Annotated in this window: 18 protein-coding genes; 9 read left to right on the forward strand and 9 right to left on the reverse strand. The window is 54.8% G+C overall.

Annotated features, from left to right (window positions below; all coding sequences use genetic code 11):
• Window positions 1-10: 10 nt before the first annotated feature.
• The 9 genes from DTL42_RS02740 to DTL42_RS02780 form a co-directional block, all read right to left on the reverse strand.
• Complete coding sequence (locus DTL42_RS02740; protein WP_114367154.1) at window positions 11-748, reverse strand: DUF4159 domain-containing protein; 738 nt, start codon at window positions 746-748, stop codon at window positions 11-13.
• Window positions 745-3,645: a hypothetical protein gene (locus DTL42_RS02745; protein ID WP_158545202.1), complete on the reverse strand. Its 2,901-nt coding sequence runs from the start codon at window positions 3,643-3,645 to the stop codon at window positions 745-747. The genes DTL42_RS02740 and DTL42_RS02745 overlap by 4 nt, the downstream gene beginning before the upstream one ends.
• Entirely contained in the window at window positions 3,573-5,876 is a 2,304-nt protein-coding gene (locus DTL42_RS02750) for a vWA domain-containing protein (RefSeq protein ID WP_114367156.1), read from the reverse strand. The genes DTL42_RS02745 and DTL42_RS02750 overlap by 73 nt, the downstream gene beginning before the upstream one ends.
• 25 nt (window positions 5,877-5,901) lie before the next feature.
• Entirely contained in the window at window positions 5,902-8,004 is a 2,103-nt protein-coding gene (locus tag DTL42_RS02755; protein WP_114367157.1) for a vWA domain-containing protein, read from the reverse strand.
• A 36-nt stretch (window positions 8,005-8,040) separates the two neighbouring features.
• Window positions 8,041-8,949: a DUF58 domain-containing protein gene (locus DTL42_RS02760; protein ID WP_114367158.1), complete on the reverse strand. Its 909-nt coding sequence runs from the start codon at window positions 8,947-8,949 to the stop codon at window positions 8,041-8,043.
• Entirely contained in the window at window positions 8,949-9,950 is a 1,002-nt protein-coding gene (locus tag DTL42_RS02765; protein ID WP_114367159.1) for an AAA family ATPase, read from the reverse strand. The genes DTL42_RS02760 and DTL42_RS02765 overlap by 1 nt, the downstream gene beginning before the upstream one ends.
• 470 nt (window positions 9,951-10,420) lie before the next feature.
• Window positions 10,421-10,822: a hypothetical protein gene (locus tag DTL42_RS02770; protein ID WP_114367160.1), complete on the reverse strand. Its 402-nt coding sequence runs from the start codon at window positions 10,820-10,822 to the stop codon at window positions 10,421-10,423.
• 109 nt (window positions 10,823-10,931) lie between these two features.
• On the reverse strand, window positions 10,932-11,846 hold the full coding sequence (locus tag DTL42_RS02775; protein WP_114367161.1) for a DUF1559 domain-containing protein: 915 nt from the start codon (window positions 11,844-11,846) through the stop codon (window positions 10,932-10,934).
• A 1,066-nt stretch (window positions 11,847-12,912) separates the two neighbouring features.
• Complete coding sequence (locus tag DTL42_RS02780; RefSeq protein WP_114367162.1) at window positions 12,913-13,098, reverse strand: hypothetical protein; 186 nt, start codon at window positions 13,096-13,098, stop codon at window positions 12,913-12,915.
• A gap of 246 nt (window positions 13,099-13,344) precedes the next feature.
• Here DTL42_RS02780 and DTL42_RS02785 point away from each other — a divergent pair, with 246 nt between their 5' ends.
• The 9 genes from DTL42_RS02785 to DTL42_RS02825 all read left to right on the forward strand — a co-directional run bounded on the left by DTL42_RS02785 (window position 13,345) and on the right by DTL42_RS02825 (window position 25,514).
• Window positions 13,345-13,962: a GntR family transcriptional regulator gene (locus tag DTL42_RS02785; protein WP_114367163.1), complete on the forward strand. Its 618-nt coding sequence runs from the start codon at window positions 13,345-13,347 to the stop codon at window positions 13,960-13,962.
• A gap of 389 nt (window positions 13,963-14,351) precedes the next feature.
• Window positions 14,352-15,332 (forward strand): DUF1559 domain-containing protein, encoded by a 981-nt coding sequence (locus DTL42_RS02790; RefSeq protein WP_114367976.1) that lies wholly within the window; start codon window positions 14,352-14,354, stop codon window positions 15,330-15,332.
• A gap of 130 nt (window positions 15,333-15,462) precedes the next feature.
• The gene (locus DTL42_RS02795) at window positions 15,463-15,885 is read left to right on the forward strand and encodes a hypothetical protein (protein WP_114367164.1); all 423 of its coding nucleotides are present in this window, start codon (window positions 15,463-15,465) and stop codon (window positions 15,883-15,885) included.
• Between the two features lie 101 nt (window positions 15,886-15,986).
• Window positions 15,987-19,385, forward strand: coding sequence for a PSD1 and planctomycete cytochrome C domain-containing protein (locus DTL42_RS02800; RefSeq protein WP_114367165.1), 3,399 nt, complete (start codon window positions 15,987-15,989; stop codon window positions 19,383-19,385).
• Window positions 19,386-19,390: 5 nt separating this feature from the next.
• Window positions 19,391-20,809 (forward strand): DUF1501 domain-containing protein, encoded by a 1,419-nt coding sequence (locus tag DTL42_RS02805; RefSeq protein ID WP_114367166.1) that lies wholly within the window; start codon window positions 19,391-19,393, stop codon window positions 20,807-20,809.
• Between the two features lie 18 nt (window positions 20,810-20,827).
• A complete protein-coding gene (locus tag DTL42_RS02810) occupies window positions 20,828-21,871 on the forward strand; it encodes a succinylglutamate desuccinylase/aspartoacylase domain-containing protein (protein WP_199590017.1) in 1,044 nt (347 codons plus the stop codon).
• Window positions 21,872-21,909: 38 nt separating this feature from the next.
• Window positions 21,910-23,031: a mandelate racemase/muconate lactonizing enzyme family protein gene (locus DTL42_RS02815; RefSeq protein ID WP_114367167.1), complete on the forward strand. Its 1,122-nt coding sequence runs from the start codon at window positions 21,910-21,912 to the stop codon at window positions 23,029-23,031.
• Window positions 23,003-24,472 carry an MFS transporter gene (locus DTL42_RS02820; RefSeq protein ID WP_114367168.1) on the forward strand — a complete coding sequence of 490 codons (1,470 nt, stop codon included), beginning with the start codon at window positions 23,003-23,005 and terminating at the stop codon, window positions 24,470-24,472. Before DTL42_RS02815 ends, DTL42_RS02820 begins: the two co-directional genes overlap by 29 nt.
• Window positions 24,473-24,488: 16 nt before the next feature.
• The gene (locus DTL42_RS02825) at window positions 24,489-25,514 is read left to right on the forward strand and encodes an SMP-30/gluconolactonase/LRE family protein (protein WP_114367169.1); all 1,026 of its coding nucleotides are present in this window, start codon (window positions 24,489-24,491) and stop codon (window positions 25,512-25,514) included.
• Window positions 25,515-25,527 lie beyond the last annotated feature (13 nt).

Here is a 25,527-nt window from a genome sequence, read left to right on the forward strand (position 1 = left end):
TAACTTTCGGCTAGTAGGTCAACGAATAGGCAAGAATGTTCACATTGATTGCTTCGGCGTTGGTGATTTCGTTTCCGCCGCAGCAGCAACAGCCTTGGGTGTGCTTGGTATCGTTCAGGCCATCGTGCGAGAACAACACACCAATCCGGCCACCAATGCTTACGCCTTCGATCGGGCGAGGAGTACCATGTTTGGCTTCCAACTCATCGATATCGTAAACGGTGTGAAAGATCGGGTGATCCATTTCTAAAGCGGCAAGCGGATGCTCTGGAAAGATCTCGGCCATCTCTTGGCGAAACGAGCTGTTCCATTCCTGCGAGGAACAACCTGCCGAAGCGAGGAGAAAACCACCGCGTTCGACGTAGCGGCGTAGTGCTTGGCGTTCCGCTTCAGGCAATTCGAATGCCCCTTCGCCGGTCATGATCACCATCGGAAAGTCGTACAAGTCATCGCTGGCCAGCTTCACCGCATGAAAGCGGCGACTGGTGCTAATGGCCGTTTCCTTTTCGGCGCGAACCAGAAAATGATCGGAAAAACAGCGGCTGCTCCGCACACCGGCATAAACCAAGTTAGCGACCTGAACGATGCTTTCCGCTTCGCCCCCGGCCTGAGGTGAGTCAGGAACCGGCGTGGCAGCCTTGGCGATGGCGACCTCTTCCGTCGCCTCTGCGCCGTGACTTTGCGTGGCCCAAACCAAGCAGCCGACGGCCAGAAACGTCCAGGCCCAATGTCCTAGGTATCGCTTCATTTCACTTCCTCCGGATAAGCGTCCATCTCTTGTAATTCGGTTGAAAGGCGGCGGAAGTATTGTCCGACACGCTCACGATATCTCAAGGGAACAAGCGTCGTACTGCTGCTGCCAGCGGTGCCAGGCGTAAACACATCGCCGATCGAGTCGGCATTCGGGTTCTCGCCACCGATCCCCCCGGCAGCGTTGCCGAAGCCTCCGCCTTGTTGGTTTTGCTCGCCCGGATTCCGGCCAGCCGCTCCTGCCAAAGCAGGCATATCGCCATAAAGTCCAGGATTGCCGGTGCTACGGGAACTAAACCCGCTCCCTCCACCTCCTAGCCCCATTTCCGCAATAATTTGCCCTGCGGTCATGCTAAGGGACTGAATACTTGGCTGGAAGGCGAGGCTGGCTTGTCCTTGGCCTTGCATCGATTCGGAATCACTTAACAGCTCCTCTAAAGCCTGCGCGGCTTTCTCGGCATGTTCGTGTCCCTCTGTGCCTGAGAACTGAGCGAGTCCTTGTTCGGCGAGATCCATCTCTGGCCCCGCACCGCTTTCACTTAGCGCGGCAGAAAACTTCTCGGCGGTCTCTTTTAGTTGTCTTAAATCTTCTTCATCAGGCAACTGCAAGGCGGCATCTTTGATGTCGGTGATCAGTGACTCAAGTTCCTCGCGCAGACGTTTTTGTTCTTCTTGCAAATCACGCATGCGAGCCTTTAGGGCCGGATTGTCTTCCTGATCGCGGCCTTTCAAGGAAGCCAAACGATTGGCCAGGTCGCGTTGGGCTTTGACCAATTGTTCGAATCGCGATTTGGCGATCATCAACGGCATGACCTGCTCTAGGCGCTGCAGTGGCATAATGGCCGATTCGTTGTAAAGATCACTTTGTTGGCCCAGCATTTCCATGAGCTCGGTCAGTTCCATGTTGAACGGTTGCTGCTGCTCTTGCTTGCCTTCCAGCCGCTCTAATCGTTGCTCTAACTGGTTGGCAGCTTGCTCTAGTTGCTTGGCTAAGTTCTCTAGATGCTTGCTGAGTTCTTCATCGGTTTGGTAAGGAAGCTGATGCCGGACGGCTTTGGCCAATTCCTCTGCGTTCTTGCGGAGTTGGTCTGCCAACTTCTGGGCGTCTTCCTTGCTCTTCTTGGAAACTAAGCCTTTCTTTTGTTGTTGCTCTTGTTGCAACTGTTTGGCCTGCTCGCGAAGTTGTTGCAGCATCCGTTCGGCTTGCCGATATTTCGACATTAAGACGTTCAGCCCTTCACGGGCTCGATGCATTCGTTCGTATTCTTCCTGGGAAATGATATGCACCGTTGCCACCGGCGTTTCTGCCCCTTTGGCCCCGCTTGGATCGTTGTCTTCGCAGCGGGCATACAATTTGATTTGATCACCCGCTTGAAGCCCATAACTACTCAAAGGCAACGCGACCGCATCGTATTGACGTCTTGGCGCAGGCTGTCCGACCGGCACGCTAAGAGGTAACGCACGCGAGTCGTTCAAGCTGCGATAAATTTCAACTCGCGAAAGGCCGTAGTCATCTTCTGCTGCAATCTCGATTGGCAAATAGGCTTCTGGTGTGGCTAAAGAAACGGGACGCGGTTTCATGATGCGGATGAAAGGGCGCTGATCGGTTTTCAAGGCAACCGTTCCCGCTACCACATCCCGCGAAAACTGGCCTTCGATATCGCGGACCCGCAATTCAAACTTGCCAGCGGATTGAAAAATGAATTCCCCCTCAACTTTCGATGCCTCTCCGGCAACCGGCGTCATTGCTATCGGTGTCGACTCGTCGGCAGCAATCCAAGTAATTTCACCCCCTTCCAAAGGACGCTGGCTTGTCGCCGTTAAACGAGCCCGCGTCCCGGCCAAGCCGGCGAGACCAGCTGTGGGCAAAGGGCCACTATAACCTCCCAGGCCTTGTGCATATTCCGGCGGAATAACCTCGACCTGGACATCGGCAATATTGGGAACGGTCAGAATCGAAATTTGATGTCGGCGGCTGCGTGTCTGAAAAGCGCGAGCATGGTACTCAGCAGGTTCGGTAAGCCGGGTTAGAACGGTTCGCCAACGGCCATCTGCTTCCTGAAACAAAGGAACGACTTCTTCTTCCCGCGACTCACCCGTGAGCACCAGTTCCACATTGTCGACCGGGTCTCCGGCAACCTCGACAAAAACGTCGAGCGGATCTCCCCAGCGAACATCGACATCCCCCGGAGTAATGACCAACTGCGTGGAGGAAGCGGGCGGAATGTCGCTCCACGGAGACACGAAACGATTCCATTCCGTCTGAACCCAGCCAGGTGCAGCCAATAAGATAATTCCCGCCACCAGGCCAATGCCTAGCACGGCTAGCCAAGGACGGGCCGCCGGTTTCAAGGGTACCGCCGACGAGGCCGAGACCGCTGTAGCCTTTTGAGCCGCTGCCGTAATGGCCAGTTCAGTCAGCCCGGTAGAAGCTTCATTGGCTGCGGCATCTTTGCGGCGCGCACCTTCCAGCAAACTCCAGCCGGTTAGCACAACGCCGCGGGCTTCGGCGGTCGTATCGACGCAGCGAGCCACGACTTGCGGCGAGAACTGTTTTTTCCGCCAAGTCAGCAGCCCCGCCACCAAGGCAATTCCGGTCACGATGGCAACGTAAGGTGCTACGGCTCTTACTTCCGGGGCCAGATCAAAAAGTAGATCGAGCCAAACGGTGATGGCCAACACACACGCCAACGCAATCAGCCCCCATCCAGCAGCAACCAACAGATGGACGCGCAGATGTCGACCGGCCACTTCCCGCAGCTTGGCCGCTAGGGCCGCGCCAGAAAATGTCGCGGAGTTCGTTTCTTTTGGATGGTGCTGCATCAAAGGAATCCCAACCAACGGCGAGTGCCCCAAGTGCATCCCCACAAACCGACTACGGTTGCGAGGATCCACCAACGATTCCAGGCCGGCGTACGGAGGATGAGTTGCGGACGATTTTTATCGCGATTTTCAATAAAGGCATCATTCAGCGAGACAGGCAGGTCTTGCATGCTTGACGCATCGAGCGACTTACCGCCGCTTTGCTCGGCCAGCTCCGTTAAAGCTGCCGGACGTGCTGCCACATCAAGGCGTTCTTGCAGATTGCCGATCACATCGAAAGCCGTCTCGGCGGAAGATTCCTCTTCCCCTGCTCCCAATACTTTGACCGAATAGCGTCCCGCTGGCAAATGGCCGAAGTGAACCCGATATACGCCGGCAGAACTTTGGGCTTGGGGGACAAAGGTTTGTGGTTTGTCGAGTGTATCGCCGCTAAGCTCGACCTGCGGAACTTCATCCCACTGCTGATCACGCAACAAGAGTGTGGCTGCAGCCGCGTTGCCGGAACTTACCACGACCGAATCAGGACGCAGCGCGACCCGTTGCCCTGGCATGAGGCCCACGTTCGAGACCAGCCAACGCACCAGGCTGCGCCAAAGCGTGCCGTACAAGGCGTCTTGCTCTTGGTGATCCGGGGGCAAGAAGGCCCACCGCCACATCCCGGCCCCTTCAATCACAACGACGCGTCCACTTCCTTCGGGGCGAAAGGTTATTAAAGGAATCGCTGCGCCGTCTCCTTTACCACTGCTGGTGGCCAGAACCGTCGCCAGCGGCCTAACGTCTTCAGGCTTAGCGGAAGAGGCCAGCGAAGGTAAAAGTTCAAGTTGGTCGCCCGTTTGTGGAAGCCACTGCATGGCCTGACCACTATCGGTCAAAGAAACCCGAAAGCGAGAAGATGTCCCGGGAGTCCAACCAACCGGCATAAGCGATCCCAGACGTTGGGTTAGCTGAGAAGCTGGGGCCCCGCGAAAACAAACCAGCGAACCTTCTTGGTTGGCCAACCAGTCTCGCAGCCCGATGAGTACCTCGTCGGTCAAGTACGGCTCGATACTGCGGCCCAAGACTACGACATTGAATTGAGCGAGAAACTGGGGGTCGGCCAGTAGTTGCTGTGCGTCGGTATGTATTTTCCAGTTCTGTCGCTGGGAGGCGAGAGGATTGTTGGCTTGCTCAGCAGAACTTGGTTCCGAGCCTTCCTCGGCAGGTGCGTTTTCATTCTCCGCCTCTGAGCGAGCAATCTTTCGTTCAAGAAAGCGGCCAGGCGCCATTTGTACCACGCTGGTTAATTCCACCGAAGGATCGGAGGCCAACGTCCTAATCAGAAATTTGGTATCCCAGTACGGCTTTCCTTCCAGTAGCAAAACCGAGACCGGTTGATCGACTACTCGCAACAGCAAGGTGGCTTGATTGTTCAGCTCGGTGACTTCATCGTGCAACGTCTCTGCGGCGATTTCATAGCGATACAGCCCTGGCTCTTCCTGGCTAACTTGAAAGAACTCTTCAACCGTCTCCCCACCAGCCAATTGAATTTCGCGAGATTCGATTTCTTCTCCTTCCCGCTTGAGCGTCAGCTTGACGGTTTGCGGAATCGGATAGGTATGCGAAAGCTGTGCGATCACCGAGACCTCTTGCCCGACGAAGGACAGCTCTTGCGACTGATGCAAAGCGAGCCGTAGGTCCCGCACATCTTGATCGGTGCCGATTGTCTTGACGAAAACAGGCGTACTCAGTGCCCGGGCCCGCTCGCCAGTTTGGCGTAGTCGAGCTGTCGAGCCGCCAGCCGTTTCAATCCCATCGCTAAGGACCAGCACCGCCTGACCGGGCGGGCGGTCCTCGCCCAGACTCTCGCGCACACTACGATTCAAATCGGTCGCGGAACCTTCGGCGGTTGTCTTTTTTAATTCTTCCAGTGACAACAGCGAAGAATCTTCGGCGAAACTGCGGAGGCGAATTTCGTAGTCGTCTCCCAACTGATCGACCAACCCTTGGGCAATCTCGTTCGCAAGGGCCAAACGCGTTTTCCCTTTCGATTGGTTGTCCTCGGTTGCCATACTAGCCGAACGGTCAACTAGTACCGTCAACAGCGGTTTGCCTGGCGGAGGTGGCTGACGTTGCACCCACATCGGATTCAACAGAATCACCAGCGGCACGCTCAAAGTGACGCCCATCATCGTCAGGACAAGCGCCAGCCGCTTGCCAGGTAGTTTGCCGCGATTGACGACCCCATAGGCGACAAGCAACCCCACTGCCGCAAGTGCCAGGGGCAGCCAGAGAGCGATCGGAATGAGGGCATGAAAGGTGATCACAAATAACGACTCAAGTTAGGGAGCATCAATTTCGGAACGCGAGCAACGCCGCAACCTCGGCCAACAAACACATCACCGCACCCACGGTAAACCACTTCCACAAATCATCTTGAGCCACAAGCTTCTCGCTGGAAGCGTTGTAGGCAACTTCGTAACCAGCGGCCAGCCGATCGCGAACCACCTCGGCAGGCAAGACAGACAGATCCGATTCCTCGGCGGGCAAAGCCACGGCAGCGGCAAAAACGGTTTCCCCTTGGTTTTCGACCCGATAGACGCCAGGCTGGTTCGGGTCGTTCCATTGCCAGATCGTGGCGTCGCCGTCGTCCACTAGTTCGCCATGCGGCGTCGCTGGCTTTCCGTCGCTTTCCTCGTGGATTATTTTCAGCGACTGCGCAGCCCCCGCCGTATCGATCCGAGCGACAAGCGGTTCGCCACTGAGGTAGACTTCTTCAGGGGCGTCGTTGGCCAACAGTTCTTGAATGAGCTCATCGAGAATCGGAACCAACGCTCCGGTCTTCCAGATGTTGGATTGAGCAAGGTCCATATTCAAGATCGCCAACGAACCGCCCCCGGCGGATGTCGCCACGATAATTGCGGGGGTTCCATCTTGGTAAACGGCTCGAATCCGTTCGTCGGTTGCCTTGGTGGACGAAGCAGACGCGGATAATCCTCCCGCGAAGACCAACTGATCGACCAAGGCGGGCAAGTTGTCTCCGAACATCGCCAAGGGGGGACGAGGTGTTACAGCTGGGGCGAGGTGCATGTCGCGCCGTGACGTGCCGGTTTGGGGAGGCGCTAAAGCCACCGGCAGGTCAATCTGAGCGGCGGTTGCTAACGCATTCAAATTCACGGCGTCCACCGCTTCACTGGTAACGTACAACACCGGATGGCCCAGGCGAATTTGTCTTGCCAGCAGACCGATATGTTCTGGACTAAGCTTGCCGCAATGGTCTAAGGTGATCAAGTCAGCATCGACTAGCGATTGGTTGTCGAGCCGGCTTGGATCGATCCGCTCTAAACGAAGCGATGTTGCCTCGCCATCCCATTCAGGAGCCAACCCATAACCAAGGATGCGGCTGGAAGAAAGCTGCCCCCCTTCGCTCTGCTGGGTCACAATCGCGTACGTAGGCTCGCCGCGCAGCCGAATGACCAAGGGGCGTTTGTCGTCGGCTGGCAACGCATCGGCAGCATCTACCAGGCGAGTTTCTCCCCACTGCCAACCAGCAGACGGGGCCGGAACTTCCTGCGTCAGTAACGTTACTTCCTGAGGCGGAAAGGTCGCGTTAAGGGCATAGACTGCGTCACCTAAAGTGATTTCAACCGTTCCCTCGCGGCCGGTTGAAGAGTAATTGCCAATTGCCACTTCTAACTGCAATCGGTCTCGCCGTGCCCCCAGCGGGCGGCAAACGGCTCGCAAAACTGCCAGGTTCGCGTTTGTCTGAGCAGGAGCGACTGATTCTAATTGGATCTTGGTGTCTGGCGGCAATGCGTCGAAAGTAACCGAGCCCCAATTGGTTCGTTGGAAGTCGCTAATAACAATCAGTTCGCGGCGACGTTTATCATCTGCGTCGGTCGGAGCCAACTGCCGGGCGGCCAGTTCTAGGGCAGCGCGAATATCAAGCTGCTCGGCTTGGGCATCCGTCCGGGCAAGTTCCTCACGCAACGCCTCGAAATTGGTCGAAACGTTATCGAAGACCGCTTGCGGCTGAGCCCCAGCCAAAATCACATTCGAGCGTAAGCCGCTACGATATTGCAGGTACTTTTCTGCCACACTTCGGGCACGCTGCATAAGGGTTGTCTTTCCGTCGGCGGCGGCCATGCTTTGGCTTTTGTCGAGAACCACCACTCGCACCGTGTCCCCAGCATCTTCTTTGATGAGGGCCGGACTCCCCCAGCGTGGCCCAGCAAATGCGATCGCAATCAACAAAATTGCCAGCGTGCGCAGGGCCAAGATCAAGAAATCGCGGAGCCAATGGGCCGCCCGACGCTGCTGTACTGCTTCCCGCACAAAACGCAGGGTCGAAAGGGGCATTCTCACAGGCTTGGGACGCGTTAGCAGATGCACCACCACCGGTATGGTGGCAGCGGCAAGGCCAAGAGCGAGAATCCAGGGGGAGGCAAAAGTCATAGGAGTCGATACCAGGCAGAAGGATAAGTGCAGTCGCTAACCCGACCGTTCAACGAGGAATCCTTCCAGCGATTCCAAATAAGGACGAGCGGTCGAGACGCGGCGATAGTCACAGCCTGCCGCCAGTGCCATTTGACGTACCATTGTCAGGTAAGCAGAAAAACGCTCTTGATAAACCGACCGAATCTCGGCAGGAGAACAATTGAGCGTCCCTTCGTTTTCTAGGCCAACAAAGCGGAAGCTGCCACCTTCTGGCAACGTTTCTTCGTCGGGATGAACCAAGTGCAACGCAATGACTTCTAGCCCGCGATGCCGAAACAATCGCAGCGCCGCAAAGGTTTCTTCGAGATCCTCCATCAGGAAGTCTGATAGCAATACCAAAACGCCACGCCGGTTCGTACGCTCAAACAATTCGCGTAAAGCCCCTGCAGATTGCATTATCGGTTTGGTTTGAATCTTTTCGATCTGCTCCATCACGAGAGACAAATGCTGCGGCGCTCCGCCAGGGGGAAGATGCTCTGTCAACTTCTCTCCCAGAACAGCCAGCCCAACTTGATCTTGCCCCAAACCGATAACGTATGACAAAGCCGTGGCTAGGTACTGCGCATATTCCAGTTTCGAACCTTGCCCAGACTTGTCGTTTCCGGCAAAGTCCATGCTGCCACTGCCATCGATTGCCAGCGTACATACCAGATTCGTTTCTTCCTGGTGTAACCGCACAAACGCTTTGCCGGTTCGGGCCATGACCTTCCAATCGAGTCGCCTCAGGTCTTCTCCACCAGAGTACTCGCGAAAGTCAACGAACTCACCGGCACCACCTTGTTGGCGCGATTGATGCCGACCACTATACGATCCTTCCACGCGATGGTGCGTGGTGAATCGCATGTGAGCCAACCCGGCTAATGCTCGCCGGTCAAGAAAACGGGACGCATGCGCGACCGACATCAGGCCTTGTCCTTCAGTAAGCTATTGATCACTTGTTCTGGCGTGATCGAGTCGCCAATCGCCCGATGATTGAGGATAATTCGATGGCGTAAGATTGGAACGGCGACGCTTTGAATATCTTCTTCCGTCGGCGCAGAGCGGCCTTCTAACAAGGCTTTAGCCTTCGCGGCAAGAACCAGGTTTTGCGAACCACGTGGCCCTGCCCCCCAGGCAACGTAATCTCGCACCAAGCTGGAACCAGGCGATTGATCTGGGCGACTTCCACCGCACAAGCGTACTGCGTAGGAAGCGACGGTTTGCGGCAACGGAACGGCCAGCACCAGTTCGCACAGTTCAATAAATTCCTCGCGCGAGAGCGCAGCTTGCGGCAACGGTTTGCGTCCGGAGGTCGTCTTCATGACGATCTCTTCTTCCTGCTCTGGCGTAGGATAGCCGAACCGGATCTCCATCATGAACCGGTCAAGCTGTGCCTCAGGAAGCGGATAGGTTCCTTCTTGCTCGATCGGGTTTTGTGTGGCGACCACTAGAAAAGGATGTTCCAGCGGATAGGTCTGCCCACCCACAGTCACATGCTGTTCGGCCATCGCTTCGAGCAGGGCCGATTGCGTTTTGGGAGCAGCACGGTTGATTTCGTCTGCCAGAACCAAGTTGGCAAACACGGGCCCAGGGCGGAACACCATGGTGGTGCCACTATGATTTTCATCGCGGCCCAGAAGTTCGTACCCCGTAACGTCAGAAGGCATCAAGTCAGGCGTGAACTGGATACGATTGAATTTCCAATCGAACGCTGACGCAAGCGCCTTGACCAGCAACGTTTTCGCTAGGCCAGGTACCCCAACCAGCAACGCGTGCGAACCGGTCAAGGCACAGACGAGCAGTTGGTCGATTGTCTCGTCTTGGCCAACAACCACTTGATGCAAACTCTCGCGAATCGCCTGAACACGTCCCGCAAACTGGTCGAGCTTGTCCTGGGCATTGGCTACCGCCGTACCGTCACTCATGGTGGCTCCGTCTTGTTCCGCAGAAAGATATAAGTAGAAAGCCCTTCGCTCAGACATGATGCAAACTACGGTGATTTAGCACACCACCCCAAACAACCACAGCGGTGGTGCCTATCCCCCAAGCGGCAGGCGTTAAATTGAATCGTATCACGCGAGATCAACCGGAGCAAACTTTCGTCCATGAAATTTGTAGGATATGCCGTGGTTCTGTCGTGTTACCTAAAAGACGGCCAAAGCTCGTTTTTTTGGTTGAGCGATTAGCGTTATAAGCCCCCAATCCCTGCCCGAACTGGCTGACAAAATCGTCACATTGGAAACAAAAAAGCCGCTGATCTGCTTTACGCAAACCAGCGGCATGAGTGTTGAATACGGCGGAAGATCCACTTAACTATTCTGCATCGGCCTAAATTCTCTCGCTTACAAAAGGAAGGCTATGCCCCGAGCTTAGACACAGGAAAAGCTAATATTAGCTATTTGCTTTCTAGATCGAAGGTAAATTCCTTGTCACTGGAGGTGACGGTTTCTTTCAACTCGGACTCGGTATTGTACTTTGCAGGAACTCGCACTTTGGTTCCGTCGTCGAGCGACTCCGCTCCGGCGATGCGAACAATATACTCGCCCACAGGAGCGCCTTGTTTATATCCTGGGTAAACAAGGGAGAAGCTCCCGTCTTCCTGAGTGTAGCCGGTAGCGGTGGCTCGATCCGCGACATCTCCGGTAGGCTCGAAGTTGACTTCAAGCCCCGAAACGGGCTTGCCATCCAAAGTGACAACCCCAGTGACAGGCACCATCGTTTCACCAGAACAACCAGTAAGGCAAATGAAAACAGTAGCAAACGCTAAGCTTAAAGCGGTCTGTACCGGCAGACGCATGATCTAATCCTTGATTAGTAATATCTTTGCCAGAGCGACAACACTGTATTTTCCGTTGTCGCTTGGCTTGCAAGAAGCAAGGGATTGGAAACGGTGTTGCACGAAGCTGTTAGAACGGAGACTTAAAGACATTACCATCGTTACGAAGGCTTAGCGGCTTCAAGACATTATTCTTGTCCGTGGTCTCAGGAATGAAATGGACCGAGGCATCGGCAGTAAGTGTCATCACACCGCCTGGATGCAAACTCGACCACCCCTTTCCGGCATTCACAGCCGAACCAGCGGCTGCATAGTCGAAGTTGATGGTAAAGGCAGCACGAAAGAGCGTGCGAAGCGTTGCATTATTTCCAAAGCTATCGTTTTTTCCTGCCCCGAGCCAAGTAGCCGCGTGCCCCTTGGGATATTCCCGTTCAGAAACGAGCAACGTATTGCTGGTCCCATCGGTAATGTCGGAGAAATTAAGGAAGCTGTTACCCCACAGCAAACCACCAGCATCTTTATCTTTGATAGGGTAATCCGGCGTGTTGCTCCAGCCAGCGCAACCAATGTAGTTCGATACAGCCACGTCAAATTGATCGGTGCTGCTGAACTTCATACTTTTCGCCAGGTCCGGCGCCGCGTCCGAAGGGCAGATATACGCTTCTAGCCGATGTTGAAGCAAAGCCTTATCGGCTGCGGTGGCTCCACTTGTGTAGCGGGTGTATAGCGGAATCTTGCCGGGATTAAGATTTTCGTAAAAGTTCTGCTGCTCAACAAAAGGCAGAATCGAGACGGCCCAACCGTAATTGCATTTACCATTGCCACCACGGTAAAGGTAGCCAGCCGGCAGCGCGAGATAGGTATCGTGGTAGTTGTGCAATGCGATACCGATCTGCTTCATGTTGTTACTACAGCTCATACGCCGAGCAGCTTCTCGGGCCTGTTGAACAGCCGGCAACAACAAAGCAATGAGAACACCGATGATTGCGATAACCACCAGTAATTCGACAAGAGTGAAACCTTTATTGATTTTTCTTACGACCATTGGGGAATCCCACGACAAAAGAGAAGACGAATAGATATTTTTCTTGTTTTTTCAATTTATAGACAATATCACTTGCCGTCAATCAACAATAACCCGCGCAATCGCCATCTATAGCGGATTACACTCCCTTAAAGGTGATTTTATGAATCAAAGGTGCGATACAGATCTCAAGAACTATTGTATTACCCATTATATTGGGGAAGTCATTTACTCAATTTCCTGCTGTGCATATGGAAAGTGCTGACTTCGAGCAACGTAGCCATTTCACACAACGGGTATCAAATACAACAATCCGGAACTTTCCTACAAAAAAACAATAGACAACTTGACTATTTTTAACATAAAAATCAATGCGATTGAGTTTTGCGACCATTTCCTGCCAAGTGTGTAAAATAAAATTCATTTTCAGCTCGAAAACGCGGCATACACTTCTGGTGTATTACGAAAGCACAACAGGGGGGTTTTGTGTTTTTTTGCCAATGCAGTGAGTTCTGGAGCAAAGAGACTTAGCAAGTCCATTGATTGTTGCTTTGTATTGCCCCCTGACAACAATTTTCCCTGTTGATATTTGGGCGGAGGCGGCACCTCTGGAAGAATCCAGATACGAGAATGCGATCGGCTTTCTAGGAACGACAATCCCCGCTAGAAATGCCGCTCTGACATCAAGCCTGGTCTACCAGGGCATTGACGAGAATTTGAAGCGTCTAGAAAGACCAGGCAAGTATCGGTGCCATCTCGGTCCTTTTTGCCAATTGCGGAAAGGCTTATTGACGCGGCATTCGGTAGAAGCATCGCCTAAGACCTGGCACGAGCTTCCATAGTCGTTCCAGGATAGCGTTTCCCGATCTACCAGGCACAGCAGTAAGGAAGAAGGGGCCTCTCCTCCTCCCTCCATATTCTGCCATCTCATACGGAACATGAGATTCATGGATGTCTGCGGCGCAATTGAATACTAAGCGGACGATTTTTCCACGGATCCTGAAGTTGCCGGAAGGCTATACCATTTTTCAAGACCTTAAAGATCTGCTTACTAACGGCGGCAATAAGCAACTCTCTCTTTTGACATTTACTTCATCACGCTTGGCGCAACGGTGGCTGGGTGCGAGACCTGTACCGTGTCGAGTAGTTTTGCCGGTGAACGACACAACGCGTTTCGCACGCTGCTGCGGCTAAACAATGGCATCCCTTCGCACAGCTTTCCGGCGTTGTAGGCACGATTGGATCGACTGAAGTAGTGCCCGAAGTAAGCCACCAGCCCGTTTCCACTTCGGGGACCGACCTCCGTCTTCGGGGACGATTTGCCTAAATTAACAATTGGGCTAATAACGACACTCTATTGGGGTGGGAAACAGACCAGTATTCTTCGCACGAAGCGAGACGGGCTGACGCATCCACGATTGACATCCCGACGCTCAGAGTTCACATTTGGAAGGAGTTACGGGGGTTATCGACAATCTATGCCGCCCCAAATTCGACTCGACAGCCGGCTATTCCTTGCATGGTGGACAGTAAAAAATTGCAGCGATCCGTTGAGATCGTCGAGCAACTGCGCGAGGAAATTCTCTCTGGTCAACTACCGGAAGGTTCCCGGTTGACCGAGATGGACGTCTCGAAACGGTTTAAGAAGGGTCGCAATGCGATCCGTGAAGCGTTTCAGAAGCTAACCCACCAAGGCCTGCTCGTCACTCGCCCTAACCGTGGCGTCGTTGTGGCATCGGAGCCTCCTAAGCCAATTCGCGATCTAATCGTGCCGATTCGGCAAATGTTGGAGGGTTATGCCCTCGAACTCGTCTTCGACGACCTGCAGGAAAGTGATTTTGTTGGCTGGGAAGCGATCCTCACTCGCATGAAAGCGGCCTGCGCCGCGAGGGATTATGCTGCAATCGCCGAGACCGACATTGCGTTTCATCGTTCCTTGATGGAAAGAACAGGCCAGCCTGACTTGTTAGCGATTTGGGAAGCGATGATCTATCGTATTCGCTCTCACTTCCGCCGAACACAGCGGCGCTGCCCAGACCCGATGGTTATCTATGACGAACATCGGGCAATTCTCGATTGTATTAAGTCGGGCGACCTACAAGCGGCCTTGGCGCTGCTGAACGAGAAGATCGAGTAATCGCGCTTGCCGCGACATTGAATTCGCTTACTTTCTACGCACTTTGAGCGACATCTCTGTGCATTCCCGAAACTTTTCTCTGACTGGCTTTTGGCGGAAATCTGGCAACCACGCAAAACACGCCGCTATCGCACTGATTTGTGATAAAACATCGGCTTAAACCTAAAGCTGAGCTTATTCGACTTCCCTGGCACGTTGCTTGCTACTACCTCTTAAAATTAAATTGTTGACAATCAGTTTTAAATTGTCGACAATCTGAAAAAGAACATTGGCCTGAAGAGACTGGGGCCTGTCTCGGCCAAAATGGCCATGACGAATCCCGGCACTTCACCGGTTCCTTCCCTTCTCAAGCTCCTTATTCCTAATCATGTTGTCGTGGAGTATTTCTTATGAGAGTTGCGAATTTGGTTGAGGCACCTCGCGGCCCGCGAGGTTTCACCCTGGTCGAACTGCTGGTCGTGATCGCCATCATTGGAGTCTTGGTCTCGCTATTGCTTCCAGCGGTGCAGCAAGCACGTGAAGCAGCGAGACGGATGCAATGCACCAACAATCTCAAGCAGTTGGCATTATCCATGCACAACTATCATGACACGCTCCGGGCGTTTCCACCTGCCGCTTTGGCGTCTGCCAATGTTGTTTCCGGCAATGCGCCGGTGCCGCCGGGTCACGAGTGGTTCTCTGGTTACAAGGTCCTCTACGAAGGCATGATTGGCTGGCCGGCATTCGTTCTACCCTATGTCGAGCAATCCGCTCTTCAAGACCAAATTGACTTCAACCGCGTAGCCTATGCCGAACATTGGTGGGACCAGTGGTACTATAGCCCCACTTGGACGGCAAGTGGCGATCCGTTTAACAAGGCGGCCTCGGAGTTGGTGCCGACATCGTTTCAATGCCCTTCTAGTGTGAAGGACTCGAACATAACCCGTTCGCACAAAGATTACGCCGTCGCCGCTCGCGAGATGGCCGAAATCTCGGCTAGAGACGGACGAGGCGACGGTATCTTTTTCACGAACAGCGGGTCGAGGATGGCAGACATCATTGACGGGACAAGTAATACCTTTCTGCTGCTGGAACAAAGTACCTCAAGTAAAGGCTTCATGGACCGCGGCAGCAACCCGTTCTTCTTCGTCAGCCATCCCTGCGAAGGCATGGCGTTAACCGGTTTTTATCCAGGTGCAGCCGTTTTTCCGCCCAACATGGTCGGATCGGATTGGGGACTGGTAATGCGGTCGGCACGTAGTTTCCATCCTGGCGGGCTCAACGCAGCCATGGCTGATGGCAGCGTGAGCTATGTGACGGAAACCGTTGATACGACCATCTGGGTCAATACTTTCACTCCCAGAGGGCGAGAAGTGCTAACCACTCGATAAATTTGCGAAGAGCAAAATGGGGCACAATCCCCTTCCAGAAACAGGAAACGCATTATCAATCAACCGCAGTCTTCCTAGAGCCTCGCATCGTCCCGCCAGGCTCCTAAAATAGATCGTTCAAGGGAATACGATGTCCAACTATATTCAGCTTCTCTTCGCAGGGATTGCCGGCATCATCTTGCTGTCGGCAGTTGGCTGCAGCCAGAAATTGCCCTACGAGGTTGTCGCACTAGAGGGAACGGTTACTTACAAGGGAGTGCCCCTTGAAGGAGTCATTGTTCATTTCCGTCCGACCACCGGGCGAGAAAGCATGGCGACGTCCACCGCAGGGGGAAAGTTCGTGATGCGATATACCTACGATGTCGATGGCGTTCAAAAAGGGCCTGGTGAATTTTTCCTATCGCTGCCGATGTCGAGCGGAGGACTTTCCAGCGCGAATGCAAAAATGTCTGCCTCGATCACCGAGGCCCTTCGCAAGTATTCAATAAAGGGGACTCCCCAAGCTGTCGAGATCAACGAACCCGACCGCGACTACAAATTAGATTTGCAGTGATCATATTCGTTGATCATTTCAGCCGTTAGATTCAGACACCGTTACGCTATCGCCGTGAGTGATTCCTTTTTCCCAAGGTTCTAATCGGCCCGAGAAAGCTAATGACAAACTTCGCTTCCTTACCAATACGCTATTTGAAGTCATTGGCTGTTGCCTCGATTGCCACGGTGTTGTTTTGGCCATATCCCGCGCGACTTGCCGCCGAATCGCCAAACGACTCGCAAGATCAGGCGATCGAATTCTTCGAAAAGAAGATTCGTCCCTTGTTAGCTAACAATTGTTACGAATGTCACGGCCCTAAGACTCAATGGGCTGGACTGCGGATGGATGCCCGTGAATTTGCATTCGAAGGGGGAGACAGCGGTGCCGCGATTGTCCCGGGTAAGTCTGGCGAGAGCCTACTGATCGAAAGAATCTCGTCGGACGACGAGTTCGAACAAATGCCGCCAGAATCGAGCGGCAAGAGACTCTCGCCTTCCGAAATCGCTCTGCTTCGTCAATGGATCGACGCCGGTGCCGTTTGGCCGAAAAGTAATTTGCCAAACTTGGACGACGAAGCCCGACGCAATCATTGGGCATTTCAGCCAATCGCTTCTCCTCCTCCCCCAACCGTGCAAGACACCGCTTGGCCACGAAATGAAATCGATCGATTCATTTTGCATAAGCTAGAGCAAGCAGGCCTAGCCCCTTCTCCCCCGGCCGATCGCCGCACACTTATCCGGCGTGCCACGTTTGATCTTACGGGACTCCCGCCAACCCCCGCAGAGGTCGACGCGTTCGTCGCGTCGTCCGATCCGAATGCGTACGAACAGCTAATCGACCGACTTCTGGCCTCGCCTGCTTATGGCGAACATTGGGCGCGGCACTGGCTGGACGTTGCGCGATACTCGGACACCAAAGGGTATGTATACGGCCGCGAAGAAAAGAACTTCGTGAACTCGACCCACTATCGCGACTGGGTGATCGAAGCGTTCAATCAAGACATGCCGTACGATCAATTCGTGCGCCTGCAACTTGCCGCCGACCAAGTTGCGCCGGGCGATCGGCAAGCAGCAGCAGCCATGGGTTTCTTGACGCTTGGTCGTCGATTTTTGGGTGTCGAGCCTGACATCATCGATGATCGAATCGATGTCGTCACTCGCGGCCTGTTAGGTCTGACCGTCGGTTGCGCCCGCTGCCACGATCACAAGTTCGATCCCATCCCGACGGCAGATTACTATTCGCTTTATGGCGTCTTCCAGAACTCCGCTGAAGAAACCGTTCCGATATTCGACGCTTCCCCTGATTCGCCAGTCGAGTCGGAGTTGATCGATCGTCGGAAGAAACTGCACGACGGGTTGCGGGCGACTCGCCAGGAGTTTGCTGACTTAGCTCGAAGCCGGGTTGGTGACTATCTGCAAGCCCAATTCGAACTCGAAAAGTTCCCCCAGCAAGCGTTCAGTCAAATCCTTACGAAGGAGGATCTATTGCCGACGACGGTATGGCGTTGGCAGCGTTATCTGAACAACGCTCAGCGCTTGGAGAACCCAGCTTTCACCGTCTGGCATGCACTTGCGACGCTTCCCACAAACGACTTCGCCGCGCAAGCAGCGCAAGAGCTGGCGAAGCTGCGGGCTTCGGAAACACCGATCAATCCCCTTGTCGACCAAGCATTTGCGGAGCCGCCACATTCGCGTGAGGAACTGGTCGCCCGCTACGCCGAGTTGTTTCGCGAAATCACTCGTAAATGGGACGAACAAGTAAAAATAGCTGCCGAGATGGGAAGTGCGGCACCGGAGAGATTCGAGAATCGTGACGAAGAAGCGTTGCGTCAGATCCTGTACGGGCTTGGCTCGCCCTGCATCATCCCAGATCTCGACTTCATTAACATTGAATTCGACGTCGATACCAACACTTGCGTCCAGATGTGGAGCCTGCAATCGGCATTCGATCAGTGGATTCTGGCCAACTCCGATGTCATCCCACACGCAGTCAGACTAGTCGACAAGCCAACGATTGTGACGCCGCGGATATTGCGCCGCGGAAATGCCAACAATCCCGGTGATGAAGTTCCCTTACGATTCTTGGAGATTCTATCCAGCGAAGACCGTCAACCGTTTGAACGCGGCAGTGGGCGCCGGGAGTTGGCCACCGCGATCGCATCTTCCGACAATCCGCTCACTGCCCGCGTCTGGGTCAATCGCGTGTGGATGCATCACTTCGATCAGGGAATCGTCGCTACGCCGAGCGATTTCGGCACACGTGCCGACGCGCCAACCCACCCAGAGCTTCTCGATTGGCTGGCACGCACCTTGATGGATAACGGGTGGAGTACCAAGCAACTCCATCGACAGATTATGCTTTCGGCTACCTATCAGCAAGCATCGACAGGCCCGGTCAACGAAGAAGCTTATGCCCAGGCCAGCCAAACCGATCCCGAGAACCGCTTGCTATGGCGCAAGCCTCCGCAACGCTTGTCATTCGAACAATTCCGGGACGCCAGCCTCGCTGTCGCCGGCCAGTTGAATCGACGCGCCGGAGGGAAAGCCGATCCTTTGTTCCAAGCGACCGAAGAAGAGGCACGACGTACGATCTATTGCCGGATCGACCGTGAATCACTACCGACGATCCTGCAGACCTTCGACTTCGCCAACCCCGACCTGCACACGCCGATGCGTTCGGAAACAACCGTGCCGCAGCAAGCATTGTTTGGGCTGAATCATGACTTCTTAGCTAATCGTGCCCGTGCCCTAGCCTCGCAGGCGGAAGAACAAACATCTACCCCCGAAGAAGCGATAGCGTTTCTCTTTCGCCAGATTCTGCAGCGAGCACCAAGTTCGCACGAGCAGTCTGCGGTGTTACAGTTTGTGCAAACGGCGAAGGACCCGCCGGAGGCTTCTCAGAAGCAGTCGTTGGCCGCTGCTTGGTCCTATGGGTACGGCGAGATTGATCCGCAAAGCGGAACCCTCTCGAACTTCACGCCCCTACCGTTTTTTACCGGCGAAGCCTGGCAAGGAGGTACATCCTGGCCAGATGCTCAGATAGGTTGGGCGCAGATCAACGCTGAAGGGGGACATCCAGGCGACGACCTACGTCACGCGATCGTGCGGCGCTGGACGGCGCCAGCAGATGGGGCCTATTCGATTCACTCAAGCGTTAACCATTCGGCGCCGGTTGCCGATGGAATTCGGTGCTGGGTCCTCAGCAGCCGGGGCGAGGTTCTTCGCCAGGAGTTGGTGCACAATACGACCCGCGAAATCAATATTTCGAGTATCCAGCTCCTTGAAGGAGAGTGGATCGATTTCGTAGTCGACATTCGGGAGATCCTGAACAGCGACGAGCACCTCTGGTCGCCGCAGATAACAGCTCTCCCACCAACTTCGGTCGCCCACAACGATGCGTTGCTTCCCCATTGGGACGCCACGCGGGATTTCACCGGCCAGCAAGATCATCAACTCGACGTATGGGAACAGTTAGCCCACGTCCTTCTCCTTTCCAACGAATTCCTGTTTGTGGATTAGCCGCTATGCCACCAAAATATTCGGAAATGATCGATCGCCGCACGATGCTGCAGCGATCTGGAATCGGGTTGGGGATGCTCGGGCTATCTTCTTTGGTAAGCAATCCTGGGAATGCGCTGGCCAGTGGCCTAGAGGCGGAGTCGCCGCTGGCGGTGAAGAAACCTCATTTTCCTGGGAAGATAAAGCGAGTCGTTCACTTCTTCCTGAACGGTGGTCCCTCGCATGTTGACACCTTCGACCCCAAACCAATGCTTCAGAAATATGCCGGTGAAGCGCCGCCGATGTCACTGGCCACCGAACGGAAGACGGGGGCCTGCATGCCGTCTCCGTTCAAGTTCCAGAAATATGGCGAGTCAGGTCTGGAAGTCAGCGAGTTGTTCGCCCAGACTGCCCAGCATGCCGACGACATCGCGGTCATTCGCTCGATGTACGCTCAAGTGCCAAACCACGAACCGTCGCTACTGCTGATGAACTGCGGCGACTCGGTTCAGCCACGCCCGAGCGTCGGCTCCTGGACGCTGTACGGTCTGGGAACCGAAAACCAGAACCTACCAGGCTTCATCGCGATGTGTCCGAACGGCTTGCCGGTCAGCGGAACGGCGAACTGGCAGTCAGGTTTCCTACCGGGGAGCTTACAAGGAACGTATATCAATACGAAGCACGAGCAAATCGACAAGTTGATCGAGAACATCCGTAGCCACCATGCAACAACCGAAATTCAACAGCGTCAATTGGCTCTGCTGAACGAACTCAATGACGAACATCGCGACCTACGCCGTGATCCGCGTTTAGAGTCACGGATTCAATCGTTTGAGCTGGCCTTTCGCATGCAGATGGAAGCAGCCGATGCGTTTGACATCAATCAAGAGACGCACGAAACCCGTGCGTTGTATGGCGAAGGCGTTCATGGGCGGCAGACGCTCATCGCGCGTCGATTGCTCGAACGTGGCGTTCGCTACGTCCAATTATGGCACGATGCAGGCAACTCTTGGGATCATCACTCCGATCTTGAGCCGAGTCATCGCAAACTCGCACAGCAGATCGATCAGCCAATCGCCGCACTGCTGACCGATCTGAAACGCCGCGGCATGTTTGAAGATACCTTGGTCCTTTGGGGAGGTGAATTTGGCCGAACGCCGACCGTCGAACTGAGCGGCGGGACCTCGACCCTGGGACGCGATCACAACCACTACGGCTTTTCCGTTTGGATGGCTGGCGGCGGCGTTCGAGGAGGCACCGTTTATGGTGCCACCGACGAATTCGGCTTCAAAGCCATTGAACGCCCCGCCAGTGTGCATGACTTGCACGCCACGATGTTGCATCTCATGGGCTTCGACCATACCCGTTTGACCTATCGCTACGCCGGACGCGACTTTCGTTTAACCGACGTCCATGGCCATGTTCTGACCGATATTCTTGCCTAGCTTCACGACATTTCCACTATGCATGATTCAACCATCGATCGAAAGATTGTTCGCCCCGCCGAACTCGATCTGGATTCCCCTGGTCGCCGCGACTACTGGGTCGCCCTGGAGCACGATAGCATCTGGGGAGATCACCTAATGCCCCTGACCGTGTGGGTTGGGCGAAACGCGACGGAAGGGCGCGGTCTGGTCGCCTTCGGTGCGAATCATGGAAACGAATACGAAGGACCGGTCGCGTTAAAGAACCTGCAAAGCGAGATCCAACTGGAAAAGGTTACCGGTCGTATTATCTTCATCCCGGTTTTAAATCCGCCAGCATTTCGAGCTGGCACACGCGAGAGCTTTCTGGATGACGGGGTGAACTTGAATCGCGCGTTTGTCGATGGCGCAGGAAAAACGCCTGCGTTGTCGGGGATAACGCACCGTGTTGCCGCATTCGTGCGTGATTACATCTGGCCGCGCGTGCATGTTGTCATCGACTTGCACAGCGGCGGTGACGTAGCGAGATTCGCGCTTTGCGCCAGCTTTCATGTCGTCGACGACCCCGTGCAATCGAAGGCAATGGAAGAAACGGCACGCTGGTTTGGTACACCCTGCTTGATGGTCTATCAAAATGCAACGCCTGGGCTGTTGACGAGCGAGGCGGAACGCTTGGGCAAGATCACCGTCGGCACCGAGCTCGGCTGGGGCCGCGCGGTCAACCTGGAAGGGGTTCGCTACGCACGACATGGCGTGCTGGCGGCCGCGATTCATCACGAACAAATGCAGGGCGAGATCGAGCCAACCGGACATCACCGATCCGGGACGCAAGTGAAGCTGAAAACCGTCGATCGGGCATGCTACTGCGTCGCGCCGTTTGACGGACATTTCGAGCCCCTAATCGATTGCGGCGTCGCCGTCCAAGAAGGGGACGTCGTCGGCCTGCTACATGACTTTGATCATATCGACATGCCACCACATAAAGTTCGCGCCCAGGTCGATGGGGTCGTCTTGGCACAAGCCTGGGCAGCCGCCGTTCCTCGGGGCCAGCATATTGTTGTCGTGGGACGCGTGACATCGTAAGCGTCGCACATTCTCGTTCATTTGTTATGAGCCAACCTGTGAAAATCACTCAGATTATTTGTCAGATTCTGCGAATTCCTCAAATCGAGGCTAAGACGGCAAGCAGTCAAGACTCGGTACTAGTGCGTATTCGTACCGATAACGACCTGGAGGGAATCGGTGAGGCCGATTCGTCTCCGGAAATGGTCAAAGCTGCCATCGACGCCCCCTTCAGCCATAACATAGCGGCCGGCTTGCGAGAGATTCTGATCGGCGAGAACCCACTCGAGACCGAACGCCTCTGGCAGAAGATGTATCGCCGCACCATGTACTGTGGCCGACGTAGCGTCGGTATTACCGCCATGGCAGCGATCGACATGGCCCTGTGGGACATCAAAGGCAAGCACTTCGGCGAACCCATTCATCGCCTGCTGGGCGGCAAACAGCATGATCGTATTCAGGCCTATGCTTCGATCCTGTTTGGAAAAGATGGAGACGCGACCACCGCCATCGGCCGCCGATGGCGGGAAGCGGGGTACCGAGCTGTCAAGTTCGGCTGGGAACCGATGGGGCAATCGGAAGCGGTCGACATCGATTTGGTTCGAGGCGCACGCGAAGGTCTTGGTTCGGATGCGACCTTGCTGATTGATGCTGGCTGCGTCTGGGACGCCCGAACGGCACTGCAGCGGGCACAAGCGTTCCAGGACTATAAAATCGGCTGGCTGGAAGAGCCACTGCATCCAGACGACTACGAAGGTTATCGTTGGTTGCGAGATCGCTCGCCTGTTCCCATCGCTGCTGGCGAAGAGGAATGTGGCCGCCAAGCGTTTCGGCCGTTGATTGACGGCCGCTGTCTGGACGTCTATCAGGTCGATCTTTCCCGCAACGGTTTCACCGAGGCCGCCTACCTCCGACATCGTGTGGAAGAGATCGGCGCTCGACTTTGTAACCATTGCTACACGAGTCCTGTCACCGCAGCGGCCAGTTTACATTGGCTGACAACGTGTCGCGACGCATTTTTGTTTGAAGATTGCGTCGAGGATTCTCCGCTACGCCACGAGCTGACGCATGAAAAGATCCAAGCAATCGACGGCTGGATCTGTCCACCCGATGGCCCCGGGCTGGGAATCACGCTCAACGAGGATTTCGTCAATGCACACCGCGTCTGCGAATCGCGCTGAAGTGACCACTCGCGAGAAGGAACAAGAACCACCGACGCGAATCCGCTATTGGATTTTGCTATCGCTGTGCATTCTGTCGATGATTACGTATCTCGATCGGGTTTGTTTCGGCGCCGCAGCGCCGGAGATCGCCGAGTCGATCGGGCTGACCGATGTCGCCCAAATGAAGTGGGCTTTCACCGCCTTCGCCCTGGCGTACGCCCTATTCGAGATTCCTTCAGGGTGGTTTGGTGATCGACTGGGACCGCGCAGTTTGCTCATCCGAATTGTAATTTGGTGGTCGGTCTGCACAATACTCACGGGTGCGATCGGCCTATCGTTCGGCTTCTTCAGTTTTGGCGGACTAGGGACGCTCGTATTGCTGCGTTTCCTATTTGGAGCAGGCGAAGCAGGAGCCTACCCGAACATTACTCGCGCCATCCACGACTGGTTTCCCAAACAGGAATGGGAATTCGCCCAAGGCGCCGTATGGATGACCGGACGGTTGATGGGAGGCGTGACACCGCTGATCTGGGCGATTCTCGTTGGGAACGCGATCTTTCCTATCGCCCCGCTCCACTGGCGCGGGGCTTTTTTTCTGTTTGGTGGCCTGGGATTCCTTTGGTGCATCGGTTTTGCAATTTGGTTTCGCAATTCCCCCGCGCAGCATCCCCAAGTCAACGCCGCCGAATTGAAGTTGATAAGTAAGGGGCAAAAAGGGGCGTCAGCAACGCATAAGATGGTCTGGTCTCTCTTGCTGACCAATCATAGCCTTCACGCGCTTTGCTTGATGTATGCCCTGGTAACGTTCGTATGGATCTTCAACATCACCTACTTGCCGGCTTATTTGCTAGAGCGTTTTCAGATCGACAAGGGAGATTTGCTCGGCGCCATCTATTGCGGTGCTCCCCTCTGGCTCGGCGCGGTAGGCTGCTTTTGTGGCGGTTTTCTCGTCTCGCGGCTGGCACGTGGCACCGATTCGCGAGCGCAAGCACGTCAGCGATTGGGCATCATTGCCATGCTACTTTGCAGCTTGTTTTGGATCGGCGCCTATTGGAGCGTCAGCATTCACTTCTTCTGTCCGCTGGTCGCATTGTCCGCCTTTTGCATTGACCTGACGGTCGGATCGGCTTGGGCGAGTTGCCAGGATATTGGTCAGAAAAACGCAGCCGTCGCCGCTGCCAGCATGAATATGATCGGCACATTTGGCGCGGCTTTCGCCGGTTGGTTGACAGGGACGTTGATTCAGATTTCTTTGGCTGGAAGCGCCGCCCAACAGCACACAACGGTCGAATTATTGTCGCCATCTCAGCGGCGATCAGCCATATTGGATGGTTACGACAACCTATTCTTGATTAACATCTTCGTCTTTTTGTTGGCAGCAGTCTGCTGGATGTTCGTTCGAATTCCTGAAACCAACGACGAACCTTCCGCTAACGAATTGACTTCCTTCCCTGAATAGTCCCCACGAGAATACTATGAGACGACATCACTTAGTCGCTGGACTGATTCTTACTTCCGCACTTTTCACGATCGGTCAAGCCGAAGAGACCAAGCCATATCCGTCGTTTGGCAAGATCATTCGACTTGATCCGCGTATCGATGCCATTCTGCCCCCCGATGCGAAACTGGAAAAGTTAGCCAGCGGCTTTGAATGGAGCGAAGGCCCGGTTTGGATTCCGCAGGAAGATTGTCTGCTCTTCTCGGATATTCCAAACGACTCAATCATGCGCTGGTCCGAGAAAGATGGGTTGACCCTCTTCCTGAAGCCAGCAGGGCAAAGTGGTGCCGTTCGACGCGGGACCGAGCCTGGCAGCAATGGCTTGCTACTCGACAAGGCGGGCAATCTGGTGATGTGTCAGCATGGCGATCGACAAATTGCGAGGCTAAAAGGTGTCGATCCTAAATCGAAGCAAACGGTGCTGATCGACAACTATCAGGGAAAACGGCTCAATAGCCCAAACGACGGAGCCTTTAAATCTAACGGCGATCTCTACTTCACCGACCCGCCGTATGGCTTGAAGCTTGCCGAGAAAGATCCCGCGCGAGAACTCCCGTATTCCGGCATCTATCGCCTGACCCCTGCAGGAAAGTTGACGCTATTAAACGACAAACTAACTTTCCCCAACGGGCTCGCGTTCAGTCCAGATGAGAAAAAGTTGTACGTCGCGCAGTCCGATCCCAAAGCCGCACTCTGGATGGTCTTTGACGTCAAAGAGGACGGTACACTGAGCGAAGGAGAAGTCTTTTTTGACGCGACCAAATGGGTGGAAACCGAAAAAGGTTTGCCCGATGGTCTGAAGGTCGACCAAAGTGGTAATATCTTCGCGACTGGTCCCGGTGGGGTCTTCATCTTTGCCCCGGACGGCACTCATCTAGGCACGATCGCCACGGGCGAGGCAACCGGCAATTGTGCCTGGGGCGATGACGGAAGTTCGCTGTACATCAATGCCGATATGTACCTTGGTCGCGTGAAGACCTCTACGCGGGGCACAGGCTGGTAGCTCGTGAGACGTT

Source organism: Bremerella cremea (assembly GCF_003335505.1).
GTDB lineage: Bacteria > Planctomycetota > Planctomycetia > Pirellulales > Pirellulaceae > Bremerella > Bremerella cremea_A.